This is a genomic window from Novosphingobium sp. BL-S-19, assembly GCF_055521675.1.
This window is the reverse complement of record NZ_CM145498.1, coordinates 540933-553110: the sequence shown is the minus strand read 5'-3', so window position 1 is coordinate 553110 and position 12178 is coordinate 540933. Positions and strand designations below refer to the sequence as shown.

Sequence of the window (12178 nt, the reverse complement as noted above, 5' to 3'; positions counted from 1 at the left end):
AGTGGGGTCCCCGCCTTCGCGGGGGCGACGAGGGATCTATGGATAGCCTCCATCTATAGCCCCCCATGCGAAGCCCGCCCCTCATCTTCCCGCGCTCGCTTTTCTTGGCGGCCCCGACACCCTATCTCACACCCACGATGCCAGAACTTCCAGAAGTCGAAACCACCGTACGCGGCCTTGCCCGCTATCTTGAGGGCGAGCGGATCGCGCGCGTGACGCTCAACCGTGCGGACTTGCGCCGCCCCTTCCCGCCCGATCTGGTGCAAGTGCTGACCGGCGCGCGCGTCACCACGATGGGGCGGCGCGCCAAGTATGGCCTGATCCATACCGACCGCGACCAGACCATGGTGTTCCACCTGGGCATGTCCGGCCGCTGGCGGATCGAGCCCGAAAAGCCGGAGAAGCACGACCACCTCGTGCTCGAAACCGGATCGGGCCACGTGCTGGCGCTCAACGACGCGCGGCGATTCGGATCGGTGGACCTCGTGCCGACCGGAACGCTCGATTCGTGGGGCGCTTTCGCCGCGCTGGGGCCGGAGCCACTGGGCGACGGGCTGACCGCGGCGCATCTCAAGCCGCATTTCGCGGGCCGAATCGCCCCGATCAAGCAGATGCTGCTCGACCAGCAAGTGGTTGCCGGGCTCGGCAATATCTACGTCTGCGAGGCGCTGTTCCGGTCCGGCATCCGGCCAGACAAGGAAGCGGGCCGCGTCACCCTGCCCGCACTGAAGAAGCTGGTCCCGGCGATTCGCGAGGTCCTGTCCGAATCGATCGCGGCGGGTGGATCGACGATCCGCGATTACGCGCAACCCAACGGAGAACTGGGCTATTTCGCGACTTCGTGGCAGGTCTATGGACGCGAAGGGCAAGCTTGCCTATGTGGCGGGACGGTTCGGCGCTTCGTTCAAGGTGGACGCAGCACGTTCTGGTGCCCGCGCTGCCAAAGGTAGCGGTAGCCCGCGCGGCGCTTGAGCGAAGCCTTTCCATCCGAAAATGCCAGAAATAGGCGGTTTCGGAGGCGTCTCGCGGGTTGACGGAATAGCGTCACACCGCTAAGGGGCGCGCTTTCCGGCGAGTCCGCTCGCCAAGCAGATTCGTTAGGCATTGGGCCGCCATCACCGCTGCGTGGGGGGCCAGACAGAGGAAATTCGATGGCCAATACGCCGCAAGCCCGCAAGCGCATCCGTCGCAACGAGCGCCGCGCCGAGATCAATACCAACCGCGTCAGCCGCATCCGCACCTTCATCAAGAAGGTCGAATCGGCAATCGCCGGTGGCGACAAGACCGCTGCTGCGGCCGCTCTCAAGGAAGCCCAGCCCGAGCTGGCCCGCGGCGTTGCTCGCGGCGTGCTTCACAAGAACACGGCTGCGCGCAAGTTCTCGCGCCTGACCAAGGCCGTCTCGGCTCTCTGAGACGCGCCTGACAGTCCGGCCTCGATGCCGGACTGATGCATCGGCCCAAGCTGCCGTCCGACCATCCGCGATAACGCGGAAAAATCGGACGGGATGCTTGGGCCGATGGCGTTTCAGGGGCCGACGCTCTGCGAACCCCGAGCGCCCGCATGGCGCGTGCACGGGGCGACCACCGCATGACAGGGGCGGAACGGTTCAATCCGGAGGCATCTGAGCGATCCGCACGGGCCGCGATGCATGTGCCGCGATCTAGCCTCCCCCTTGACCTCTCCCGCACGCTACCGGCGTTGCCAACGCCTGCCTTGCCGCGCCCTCGTCCTACGGCCGAGTGTCGCAAAAGGAGACAGGCGCGCAGGAGCCATGGGGCGGTGCGAGGGTCATCCCGATTCGCGGTGCCGGCCATCCATTTGGACAAGCGCGTGCCGACTCGAATTCCGATTCGGAGCGTGGCCGACAACGATGCCAAGTACGGAACAGGAACGAAGCTGGCGCTCGCGCGTTTGGCTTTCGGGCCCGTTCAGGTGCGCGCAGGCAAGGCCGTGCGATGAAATGACGGAAACCTTGCGATTCGCACGAGGCGCTTTTGCGCGGGATCGACAAGTTGCTGATTTTATTCATGAAATTCAATTCATGACGGAAATTGGGCACTGAGAGCCGAGTCAACAGGCATAATTTTTTTTATTTGGGGAGGAGCGTATTGCACCGCGACCAAACCCGTTTCTAAAAGGGTCCTCGGCCGTTGCGGAACCGGCCGGGGAACATCGACAGCGACGAAGCACCCGCTGCAAACATGCGTTTGCGGTTGGGGGATTTTTATGTGTGGCGACGGTGCCTATCCGGTTGCGCGACAGCCCGTTTCGGGGCGGCAGCCAACAAGGGGGGTTGGTCTAATGTCAGGTAATTCTGCAGGTCAGGGCGCTAACGGCGTGAGCAAGAAATCGAAGGCGGTAAAATTGGTGATGGAAGAGGATCAGGAAGCCGTGAATTTGGCGGCCGACTGGGCGGACATCAGCCAGGGCTTGCGCAAGGACCTCGGTCAACAGGCGCACAGCCAGTGGATCAAGCCGATTCAGCCCGGCAATTATTGCAAGGAAACCGGTACGCTTGACCTCTATCTGCCCACCGAGTTCTCGGCGAACTGGGTGGCGGATCGTTTCGCGGACCGTCTTTCGCTGGCGTGGAAGATCGCCCGGCCCGACGTGCGCCATGTGCGCATCCTCGTGCATCCGGGCCGCCGCCAGCTTCCCGAACTGCGTCTGGGCGGCGGCGGTGGCCGTCCGTCGAGCGCGCCGGCCAACGATTCGGCCCAGGGCACGCCCGATCCGATCTCGGCCGCACTGTCGGGCGATTCGTTCGCGGCGCTGGGTCAGGGCCCTGCCGGCATCGATGCCTCGCAGACTTTTGCCAGCTTCGTGACTGGCCAGTCGAACGTGCTGGCCTGCAACGCGGCGCAGCGCATGTCGGCCACCGAAACGCCGCAGTTCTCGCCGCTCTACCTCAAGGCCGCCACTGGCCAGGGCAAGACGCACCTGCTGCACGCGATCGGCCATGCCTATCTGCAGCACCACCCGCATGCGCGGATCTTCTACTGCTCGGCAGAGCGCTTCATGGTCGAATTCGTCCAGGCGCTGCGCCAGAACCAGATGATCGAGTTCAAGTCGCGCCTGCGCGGGTTCGATCTGCTGCTGGTGGACGATATCCAGTTCATCATCGGCAAGGCTTCGGCGCAGGAAGAACTGCTCTACACGATCGATGCGCTGCTGCAGGAAGGCAAGCGCCTGGTCTTCGCCGCCGACCGTGCGCCGCAGGCGCTCGACGGGGTCGAGCCGCGCCTGCTCTCGCGCCTGTCGATGGGTCTGGTGGCGGATATCCTGCCGGCGGACATCGAACTGCGCCGCTCGATCCTGGAAAACCGTCTGGGTCGCTTCGCTTCGGTGGACGTGCCTTCGGACGTGATCGAGTTCCTGGCCCGCACCATCAACCGCAACGTGCGCGAACTGGTCGGCGGATTGAACAAGCTGATCGCCTATGCCCAGCTTACGGGTCAGGCGGTTTCGCTGCAGCTGGCCGAAGAACAGCTGACCGATATCCTGTCGGCCAACCGCCGCCGCATCACGATCGACGAGATCCAGCGCACGGTCTGCCAGTTCTACCGGATCGACCGGACCGAGATGAGCTCCAAGCGCCGCGCCCGCGCCGTCGTGCGTCCGCGTCAGGTGGCGATGTACCTTGCCAAGGTGCTGACGCCGCGCTCCTACCCGGAAATCGGCCGCAAGTTCGGCGGCCGCGATCACTCGACCGTGATTCACGCGGTCCGTCTGATCGAGGAACTGCGCACCCGCGATGCCGATATGGACGGCGACGTGCGCTCGCTGCTGCGCCAGCTCGAATCCTGAGCCAGCCATGATGTGAGGGCCCGGAGTTCTGCTCCGGGAACCCACAAAGGCTTTCACACGTTTTGCCTGCAGGGTCGCACCTGATCGCGCGCGAGAACTTCGGTTCTCGCGCGCGACATCGTTCTGGGCCATCGTTTCTGGAGCCGGATTTTGGAGATGGCGAAGAGCACCGCCGGAATAGAGCGGACGGGGATCGCACCGCAACCTGCGCCACGTTAAAAGTAATACCGCTGTATCCGTTGTAGAATTACTTGTAACCAGCACCCAATACTTCCGAATCGATTTTTCACCTTTCGGCAACAAGTGTAGATTCTGCGACGAATGGTAAAATCTTAACCATTGAATAAGGGTCTCTCCCTAGCCTGTCTCCAGATCGGGAATGTCCCGGTTGCACGAGAGGAGCATCCCCCCATGCGCTTCTACCGGGCCACGTCCTTCCTGTTTCCGCGCCACTACGAATGGCGCATCCTGCTGGCCTGCCTTGCCGCCGTTCACCTGCCGCTGCTGGCGCTGGCTGGCTATCAGGCGGCGAGTGGGCAATGGCAGGCGAACCTCCTGCTGGCCCTGCTGGCGGCATCGCTGGTGGCCGGTCTGCTGGGCCTACTGGCGATCCGGGCGCTGCTCGCACCGCTGGCACGCGCCATTGCCACGCTAGGCGCCGCGCAGCGAGGCGAGAACGTCCTGCCACTGCCGCGCGGCGGTGACGATCTGGTGGGCCGGCTGCTGCGCGGCGTCGCCATTACCGCCAGCGAGACCGCGCTGCGCCACGCGCCCCACGCCGGCACCGGCGACCGCGACGCGCTGACCGGTCTGCATAGCCGCCATGCCTTCCTCGATACCTCGGAAAAGGTGCTCTCGGGCGAGAGCAATTCGGTGATCGCGCTGATCGACATCGATCATTTCCAGTCGATCAAGGATCGCTTCGGCCGCACCGCCGGCGACGCCCTGCTACGCGCGGTAGGCCACCGGCTCGAACGCGGTATCCGCCGCAGCGATCTGGCCGCGCGCTGGAGCGGGGAGGCTTTCGTGGTGCTGCTGCCCGATACCCAGCTGGACGAGGCGCGGCTGGTGCTGGAACGCCTGCGCGCCAGCATCGCGCTCGATCCGCTGCTAGGGCCCGAAAGCACCGGCAATGCCTGGCCGGTGACGTTTTCCTGCGGACTGGCGCCGGTGCGCGCCTTCTCCCACCTGGGCGAGGCCACGCATCGCGCCCATGCCGCCTTGAATGCCGCCAAGGATGGCGGTCGCAATCGAGTGCGGATCGCCGGCAACGGCTAAACTGCCCCGCTGCCCTGATGCGGGGACGTTCATCCTCCCCCCTTACCGAACGCCCCCGCATCTTCGTCTTTTGCACTTTGCCCGCAGCGGCGCGATGCTGTAGGCGCTGGGCCATGACGCTTCCCGCCACTTTCGGGCAGGCCGCGCTGCGCGGCATTCGCTGCCGCTGCCCGCGCTGCGGCGAGGGCCGGCTTTTTCGCAAGTGGCTGAAACCGCTCGAACGCTGCCCGACCTGCATGCTTGACCTGACGCCCCAGCGCGCGGACGACTTTCCCGCCTATATCGCCATGCTGGTGACCGGCCACCTGATGGCGCCGATCATCATCATGCTCTCCAAGGATTTCGCAATGGGGCCGCTGGGCATGTTCGCGATCGTGGTGCCGCTGGCGCTGGTGATGATGCTGGGCATGCTTCAGCCCGCCAAGGGCGGCGTGATCGCCACGCAGTGGTGGTTCGGCATGCATGGCTTCGTGAAGGAACGTGTACCGGCGCCCGAAACCGGCGAAGCGGGGCGGGAATGACACTGACTCCCGAACGCCTGGCGCGATTCGCGCGGCATATCGTGCTTCCGGAAGTGGGCGGGGCCGGTCAGGTCGCGCTGGCGGATGCCCATGTGGTCCTGGTCGGCTGCGGCGGAATCGGCAGCCCTGCGCTCCAGTATCTCGCCGCAGCCGGGATAGGACGCCTGACGCTGATCGACGACGACACGGTGGACGTCAGCAATCTGCAACGCCAGACGATTTATACGCCATCGGATATCGGCAAGCCTAAAGCGGAAGCGGCAGCCGAGTGGGTGCGGCGCTTTGATTTTGGCCTTGAGATCCTGCCGCACGTTACGCGTCTCGGGGGTGACAACGTGGCAGAGATTCTCTCCGGCGCGAGCGTGGTACTGGACGGGTGTGACAACTTCGCGACTCGGCTGCTTGTGTCAGATTCCTGTGTGAAACTGGGCATTCCCCTTACGAGTGCGGCAGTTGGTCGCTTCCAGGGGCAGGTCGCCAATTTCGCCGGACATCTGCCGAATCACGCCTGCTACCGCTGTTTCGTGGGCGATGCTTTCGATGCGCAGGACTGCGATACCTGTGCGGCGGACGGCGTGCTGGGGGCAATGGTCGGCATGGTCGGCACCTTCGCGGCGATGCATGCGATGCGCGTGCTGCTGGACGGCAAGGCGGCGCTGGGCGTGCCGCAATACGGCACGCTCCAGCTGATCGACGGCATGACCCCGTCGATGCGGCCGCTGAAGATCGCCAAGGACCCCGGCTGCCGCACCTGCGGCGTGGAAGCGTCAGTTCAGGCCGATCTGCCGTCGTGACTGTAGACCGCTAGGCCGGCAAGCAGTTCGGGCGCGAACAGGCGCATGTTCACGCCCATGCGGTCCTCAGCCGGATCGACCGGGCTCCAATGCGTGGTGCAGCCGCACTGCGGGCAATGCCAGAAGGTCAGCACCCTGTCGCTGGTCTGATAGCCGACGAGTTCGCCCTCGATCCGCAGCTTCGTGGGGCTGTGGTAGGACCACAGCGTCCCCAGCCGGTGGCAGATCGAGCAATTGCAATCGCAGACCGCGTGCGGCTGATCCGCCAGTTCCAGCGTGACCGCGCCGCAGTGGCAGCTTCCCCGATGGACGCTCATGCGCTGAGCACCTCGTCCACCCATGCCGTAACCAGTTCGGTCGCCGGGCCATGGCGCGCCTCGTCGAACCACGAAGTGCCTTGCGAGGGTTCGAGGTTCAGTTCCAGCGTCTCCGCCCCGAACTCGCGCGCGTTGCGCACGAAACCGGCGGCGGGATAGACCGCGCCCGAAGTGCCGATGGAGACGAACAGGTCCGCCCGCTCCAGCGCCTCGAAGATTGCGTCCATGCGGTAGGGCATTTCGCCGAACCAGACGATATCGGGCCGCAGCGCCGCCGCGCCGCATTCGGGGCAAGCCGGGCGGTCGATCAGCGGCCCGGTCCAGGGCACGCGCTCGTCGCAGGCGGTGCACCAGGCATTGAGATGCTCGCCGTGCATGTGGAGAACGCGTTTGGCCCCTGCCCGCTCATGCAAGTCATCGACGTTCTGGGTGACGATCAGCAGTTCGCCCGCCCACTCGCGGTCCAGCTTCGCCAGCGCGTGGTGGGCGGCGTTGGGCTGCTTGGTCTGGATCGCCTCCCGCCGCATGTCGTAGAAGCGCAGCACCAGATCGGGATCGCGGGCGAAAGCCTCGGGCGTCGCCACGTCCTCCACGCGGTGCTGCTCCCACAACCCGCCGCCCCCGCGAAAGGTATCGATGCCGCTTTCGGCGCTTACGCCCGCGCCGGTGAGGATGACGATGTTGCGGATGTCCTTCATCCCGGCCATGAGACCAGCCTTCAACGGAGACGGCAAGTGGCACGAATCGGAATTATCGGCAGCGCGGGACGCATGGGGCAGGCCATCGCAGAGGCCATTGTGGCCGCGGGCGAGGAACTTTCCGGCGGCGTGGACCGCGATGGCGACATCGGCGGGCTGGTCGCGCATTCGGACGTGCTGATCGACTTCTCCAGCCCGGTCGCGCTCGAAGCCAATCTCGATGCTGCCGTGGACGCAGGCATTCCCATCGTCGTCGGCACCACCGGCCTTGAGGAACGTCACCACTGGCTCATCGATGCCGCCGCGCAGCACATTCCCGTGCTCCAGACCGGTAACACCTCGCTGGGCGTCACCCTGCTCGCCCACCTCGTGCGCGAAGCCGCCAGCAAGCTGGGTGAGGACTGGGATATCGAGATCGTCGAGACCCACCATCGCATGAAGGTGGACGCCCCCTCCGGCACCGCGCTGCTGCTGGGCGAAGCCGCCGCCAAGGGCCGTGAGGTCAGCCTGTCGAACGCCGCCGTGCGCGCGCGCGACGGCATCACCGGCAAGCGCGAGGCGGGCACCATCGGTTTCGCAGCCTTGCGCGGTGGCACCGTGGCGGGCGATCACACCGTGCACTTTCTGAGCGATAACGAACGCCTCTCGTTCTCCCACCTCGCCGAAAACCGCACGATCTTTGCCAAGGGCGCGGTCAAGGCGGCGCAGTGGCTGAAGGACAAGCACGCCGGCCGCTACACGATGCCCGAGGTTCTGGACCTTTGAACAAGGCCGAAATCTTCGAATTCTTCCGCCGTCTCGCCGAGCTTAACCCCTCGCCCGAGACGGAGCTGGAATTCGGCAACAACTACCAGTTGCTGGTCGCCGTGGTGCTTTCCGCGCAGTCGACCGACGTGGGCGTCAACAAGGCCACGCGGGCGCTGTTCCGCGAAGTGAAGACGCCCGCGCAGATGGTCGAACTGGGCGAAGAGGGCCTGAAGCAGCACATCAAGACGATCGGCCTGTTCAATGCAAAGGCCAAGAACGTCATCGCGCTCTCCGAAATCCTGGTCGAGCGCTACAACGGCGAAGTGCCGGAAGACCGCGATGCGCTGGTCGAACTGCCCGGCGTCGGCCGCAAGACCGCCAACGTGGTGATGAACTGCGCCTTCGGAGCGGAAACCTTCGCGGTGGACACGCATATCTTCCGCGTCGGCAACCGCACCGGCATCGCCAAGGGCAAGACGCCGCTGGCGGTCGAGAAGCAGCTTGAAAAGCGCGTGCCGCAGCCCTTCCGCGTGGGATCGCACCACTGGATGATCCTGCACGGCCGCTACATCTGCAAGGCGCGCACGCCCGAATGCTGGCGCTGCCCGGTGATTGACTTGTGCGACTACAAGGACAAGGTTCTGGAGAAGGGGGCAGGAAAGAAAGCCGCCTGAATTCAGGTGACCGCCATTCAGGTAAACGATCGGAAGGACGTTAACATGCGCCGCCGTCACATTGCCTTTTCAGCCATTCCCCTGATCCTCGCCGCCTGTTCACAGCAGGAAGCCAAGCCGCCACCGCCCGTCAGCCCCGCCGCCGAAGCGATCGGCCCCGCGCAGGACTGCCTGCCGCTAACGCAGTTCTCCAACACCCGCATTCGCGACGATTGGACGATCGATTTCATCGGCGGCGCGGGCAACCGCGTCTGGCGGGTGACGCTGCCGAACCGCTGCTCCGGGCTCAGGTCGGCGGACAGCTTTACCTATTCGACGTCGCTCTCGCAGCTGTGCCGGCAGGACATCATCTATCCGCTGATGCGCGTAGGCAGCGGCTTCCAGCGCGGCGGCGGATGCGGTCTGGCGCCGTTCGTGCCAGTGAAGTTGGCGCAGTAGCTATCAGTCAAATCCTCCCCCTTGGGGGGAGGTGGCAGCGCGGAGCGCTGACGGAGGGGTATCCACGCCAGCGGTGACACCCCTCCGTCAGCGCTCCGCGCTGCCACCTCCCCTTACAGGGGAGGAGTAGGAACCTCAGCTTTCGTACTGCTCCGGATCGATATTGAGCCCCCGGCGCCCTTCCGACGAGGTATGCGCGGGTGCCTTGGGCATCGCCTCCTCCGGATCGACCAGCGGCTGCAGCATGCCTTCACTGCGCGTGATGACCGCAGTCGCCACCGCGTTGCCGACCACGTTCGTGGCCGACCGCCCCATGTCGAGGAAGGTGTCGACGCCCAGCAGCAGCGCAATGCCTTCGACCGGCAGGCCGAACTGCGAGAGGGTCGCGGCGATCACCACGAGGCTGGCGCGCGGGACGCCGGCGATGCCCTTCGAACTGACCATCAGCGTCAGCAGCATCAGGATCTGCGTGCCGATGGGAACGTGGATGCCATAGGCCTGCGCGATGAAGATCGACGCGAAGCTCATGTAGATCATCGAGCCGTCGAGGTTGAAGCTGTAGCCCAGTGGCAGGATAAAGCCGGAGATGCGGCGCGGCACGCCGAAACGGTCGAGCTGTTCGAACAGCTTGGGCAGGCTCGCTTCCGACGATGCGGTCGAGAACGAGAGCAGCAGCGGCTCGCGGATGTAGCGGAACAGGGTGACGATCCGCCCGCGCAGGAAAATGCCGCCCACCAGGAACAGCAGCAGCCAGAGCAGCAGCATCGCGAAGTAGAACTCGCTGACGAGCACGCCATAGGTGACGATGATGCCAAGGCCCTGCTTGGCGATCACGCTGGCGAGCGCGCCGAACACCGCGAACGGTGCGAAGCGCATCACGTAATCGGTGATCTGCAGCATCAGTTCGGACAGCGCCTCGCTCACCTTGACGATGATCGCGCCCTTCTCGCCGATGGCGGTCAGGCCGACGCCGACGAAGACCGAGAAGACGAGGATTTGCAGGATGTTGTTCTGCGCCATGGCATCGACGGCGCTGCTCGGGAAGATTTCGAGGATGAAGTGCCGCAGCGTCAGTTCACCCATTTCCAGCTTGCCGAGGTCCGAGCCGGTGGTGAGGCCCGCGCCGACGCCCGGCTTGAACAGGTTGACCAGCACCAGGCCCAGGCCCAGCGAGATCAGGCTGGCCGAAATGAACCAGCCCAGCGCCTTGCCGCCGATGCGGCCCAGCGCGGCACTATCGCCCATGCCCGAAATGCCGGTGACGATCGTCGCGAAGACCAGCGGCGCGATGATCATCTTGATCAGCTTCAGGAAAACGTCGGGCAGCAGCTTGAAGTAGTCGGCCCACTGCGCAAGGCGCGGATCGTCCGCAGCGATGGTCGCATGCAGCAGCCAGCCTACGGCGATGCCCAGCACCATGCCGATAATGATATAAAGCGTCAGCCGCCGGCCCATTCCCACCTCGCAATAAAATTGCTGGCGAGACTAACAGCGTGACCCGCCCGGTCAACGCCGGGCGCGCCCTTATTCTTGAGGTTGTCCGCGAGAATCAGCGGATTCGGGGGCGATTGAAAATCCGCCACAGGCGGATTTTGACGGCGCCGGCCCACTCCCGTCCCGAAGAACACGAAAAGGTCCGGGGGACCTTTTCGCTGAGGGGGCCGACCTCCCACGAAAGTATCCTGATGGAAGGTCGGATGGGAGAGTGGGCCGGTGCCGCATGAAAATGCCCATCCGGGTATTTTCAATCAGACTTTCAGCGCGGCTTCGGTGACCCGGCGATAGATGCGAACCAACGCTTCCAGATCAGCCACCGCCACCGCCTCGTCGCGCTTGTGCATCGTCGCGTTGCACAGGCCGAATTCGATAACGGGCGACAGGTCCTTGAGGAAGCGCGCGTCGGAGGTGCCGCCGCTGGTCGAAAGCTCCGGCTCCACGCCAGTCTCCGCGCGGATCGCGTCGGCCAGCAGGGCGGAGAAATCGCCGGGCTCGGTCAGGAACGCCTCTCCGGAGATCACCGGGCGCGCGGTGCCGCCGTGGCGCTGGGCGATCTCGGAAACGCGCTGCGACAGGCCCTCGCCCGTGTGCAGATCGTTGAAGCGGATCGAGATGCGCGCCGATGCCTTGGCCGGGATCACATTGGTGGCCGGGTTGCCGACGGTCAGGTCGGTCACTTCCAGATTGCTCGCCTGGAACCAGTCGGTCCCCTCGTCCAGCACCAGCGCATCGAGTTCGGCCAACATGGCGACCAGCTTGGTGATCGGGTTGTCGGCCAGATGCGGATAGGCGACGTGACCCTGCACGCCGTCGACTTCCAGCCAGATGTTCACCGATCCACGGCGGCCGATCTTCATCACGTCGCCCAGACGGTTCACCGAAGTGGGTTCGCCTACAAGACAGAGGTCGGGAATCGCGCCCACTTCACGCATATGGTCGATCAGCGCGAGGGTGCCGTAGCGGGCCGGGCCTTCCTCGTCCCCGGTGATGACGAAGCTGATCGTGCCCGCCTCGGCCGGGATCTGCGCGGCGGCGGCGACCATCGCCGCGATCGAGCCCTTCATGTCCACCGCGCCGCGGCCGTAGAGCAGTTCGCCCCGCACTTCCGGCGTGAAGGCGCCGCTGGCCCAGCCCTCGCCCGGCGGCACCACGTCCAGGTGGCCGGCAAAGGCGAAGTGGCGCGATCCCTCGGGCCCCTTGCGGATAGCGAAGAGATTTTCGACCGGTCCGTCCGGCGCCTCGCCCGAAAGCGCGCGGTGTACCTCGAAGCCTAGCGGCAGGAGCTGCCCCTCTAGGCAATCGAACACCATGCCGGTGGCCGGCGTGACGCTGGGGCAGGCAATCAGCGCTTCGGCAAGCGCGAGGACATCGGCGGCGGTCTGCACGGTCTCGGTCATTCGGCGGCC

13 protein-coding genes are annotated in these 12178 nt (G+C 65.2%); 9 read left to right on the top strand and 4 right to left on the bottom strand.

The window, feature by feature from the left end; translation table 11 throughout:
• Positions 1-137: 137 nt before the first annotated feature.
• The 6 genes from mutM (at position 138) to ACZ1JV_RS10900 (ending at position 6401) form a co-directional block, all read left to right on the top strand.
• Positions 138-950 (top strand): bifunctional DNA-formamidopyrimidine glycosylase/DNA-(apurinic or apyrimidinic site) lyase, encoded by an 813-nt coding sequence (mutM, locus tag ACZ1JV_RS10925; RefSeq protein WP_465151579.1) that lies wholly within the window; start codon positions 138-140, stop codon positions 948-950.
• Between the two features lie 201 nt (positions 951-1151).
• Positions 1152-1412 (top strand): 30S ribosomal protein S20, encoded by a 261-nt coding sequence (rpsT, locus tag ACZ1JV_RS10920; RefSeq protein ID WP_465136353.1) that lies wholly within the window; start codon positions 1152-1154, stop codon positions 1410-1412.
• 959 nt (positions 1413-2371) lie between these two features.
• The gene (gene dnaA / locus ACZ1JV_RS10915) at positions 2372-3808 is read left to right on the top strand and encodes a chromosomal replication initiator protein DnaA (RefSeq protein ID WP_465138599.1); all 1437 of its coding nucleotides are present in this window, start codon (positions 2372-2374) and stop codon (positions 3806-3808) included.
• A gap of 411 nt (positions 3809-4219) precedes the next feature.
• Positions 4220-5086 (top strand): GGDEF domain-containing protein, encoded by an 867-nt coding sequence (locus tag ACZ1JV_RS10910; protein WP_465151578.1) that lies wholly within the window; start codon positions 4220-4222, stop codon positions 5084-5086.
• A 113-nt stretch (positions 5087-5199) separates the two neighbouring features.
• Positions 5200-5607: a DUF983 domain-containing protein gene (locus ACZ1JV_RS10905; protein ID WP_465151577.1), complete on the top strand. Its 408-nt coding sequence runs from the start codon at positions 5200-5202 to the stop codon at positions 5605-5607.
• Positions 5604-6401: a HesA/MoeB/ThiF family protein gene (locus ACZ1JV_RS10900; RefSeq protein WP_465151576.1), complete on the top strand. Its 798-nt coding sequence runs from the start codon at positions 5604-5606 to the stop codon at positions 6399-6401. The genes ACZ1JV_RS10905 and ACZ1JV_RS10900 overlap by 4 nt, the downstream gene beginning before the upstream one ends.
• Here the strand turns inward: ACZ1JV_RS10900 and ACZ1JV_RS10895 are convergent.
• Entirely contained in the window at positions 6380-6718 is a 339-nt protein-coding gene (locus ACZ1JV_RS10895) for a GFA family protein (RefSeq protein ID WP_465151575.1), read from the bottom strand. The two genes, ACZ1JV_RS10900 and ACZ1JV_RS10895, sit on opposite strands and share 22 nt — an antisense overlap.
• Positions 6715-7416, bottom strand: a complete 702-nt coding sequence (locus tag ACZ1JV_RS10890) for an NAD-dependent deacylase (protein ID WP_465152547.1) — start codon at positions 7414-7416, stop codon at positions 6715-6717. The genes ACZ1JV_RS10895 and ACZ1JV_RS10890 overlap by 4 nt, the downstream gene beginning before the upstream one ends.
• Before the next feature lie 36 nt (positions 7417-7452).
• Here ACZ1JV_RS10890 and dapB point away from each other — a divergent pair, with 36 nt between their 5' ends.
• Genes dapB through ACZ1JV_RS10875 form a run of 3 tightly spaced genes read left to right on the top strand, consistent with a single transcriptional unit; the run spans position 7453 to position 9275 of the window.
• The gene (gene dapB, locus ACZ1JV_RS10885) at positions 7453-8181 is read left to right on the top strand and encodes a 4-hydroxy-tetrahydrodipicolinate reductase (RefSeq protein ID WP_465151574.1); all 729 of its coding nucleotides are present in this window, start codon (positions 7453-7455) and stop codon (positions 8179-8181) included.
• Complete coding sequence (gene nth / locus ACZ1JV_RS10880) at positions 8178-8837, top strand: endonuclease III (protein WP_465136359.1); 660 nt, start codon at positions 8178-8180, stop codon at positions 8835-8837. The genes dapB and nth overlap by 4 nt, the downstream gene beginning before the upstream one ends.
• Positions 8838-8882: 45 nt before the next feature.
• Complete coding sequence (locus tag ACZ1JV_RS10875) at positions 8883-9275, top strand: hypothetical protein (protein WP_465151573.1); 393 nt, start codon at positions 8883-8885, stop codon at positions 9273-9275.
• Positions 9276-9410: 135 nt separating this feature from the next.
• Here ACZ1JV_RS10875 and ACZ1JV_RS10870 read toward each other — a convergent pair whose 3' ends face one another.
• Positions 9411-10730 carry a dicarboxylate/amino acid:cation symporter gene (locus tag ACZ1JV_RS10870; RefSeq protein WP_465151572.1) on the bottom strand — a complete coding sequence of 440 codons (1320 nt, stop codon included), beginning with the start codon at positions 10728-10730 and terminating at the stop codon, positions 9411-9413.
• A gap of 293 nt (positions 10731-11023) precedes the next feature.
• Entirely contained in the window at positions 11024-12169 is a 1146-nt protein-coding gene (gene dapE, locus ACZ1JV_RS10865; protein WP_465151571.1) for a succinyl-diaminopimelate desuccinylase, read from the bottom strand.
• Between the last annotated feature and the right edge of the window lie 9 nt (positions 12170-12178).

Coding starts and splice junctions, on each gene's coding strand:
- mutM (WP_465151579.1), top strand. CDS start 138: ATGCCAGAACTTCCAGAAGTCGAAACCACCGTACGCGGCCTTGCCCGC.
- ACZ1JV_RS10905 (WP_465151577.1), top strand. CDS start 5,200: ATGACGCTTCCCGCCACTTTCGGGCAGGCCGCGCTGCGCGGCATTCGC.
- ACZ1JV_RS10875 (WP_465151573.1), top strand. CDS start 8,883: ATGCGCCGCCGTCACATTGCCTTTTCAGCCATTCCCCTGATCCTCGCC.
- ACZ1JV_RS10870 (WP_465151572.1), bottom strand. CDS start 10,730: ATGGGCCGGCGGCTGACGCTTTATATCATTATCGGCATGGTGCTGGGC.
- ACZ1JV_RS10895 (WP_465151575.1), bottom strand. CDS start 6,718: ATGAGCGTCCATCGGGGAAGCTGCCACTGCGGCGCGGTCACGCTGGAA.
- ACZ1JV_RS10900 (WP_465151576.1), top strand. CDS start 5,604: ATGACACTGACTCCCGAACGCCTGGCGCGATTCGCGCGGCATATCGTG.
- ACZ1JV_RS10890 (WP_465152547.1), bottom strand. CDS start 7,416: ATGAAGGACATCCGCAACATCGTCATCCTCACCGGCGCGGGCGTAAGC.
- dapE (WP_465151571.1), bottom strand. CDS start 12,169: ATGACCGAGACCGTGCAGACCGCCGCCGATGTCCTCGCGCTTGCCGAA.
- rpsT (WP_465136353.1), top strand. CDS start 1,152: ATGGCCAATACGCCGCAAGCCCGCAAGCGCATCCGTCGCAACGAGCGC.
- ACZ1JV_RS10910 (WP_465151578.1), top strand. CDS start 4,220: ATGCGCTTCTACCGGGCCACGTCCTTCCTGTTTCCGCGCCACTACGAA.
- dnaA (WP_465138599.1), top strand. CDS start 2,372: ATGGAAGAGGATCAGGAAGCCGTGAATTTGGCGGCCGACTGGGCGGAC.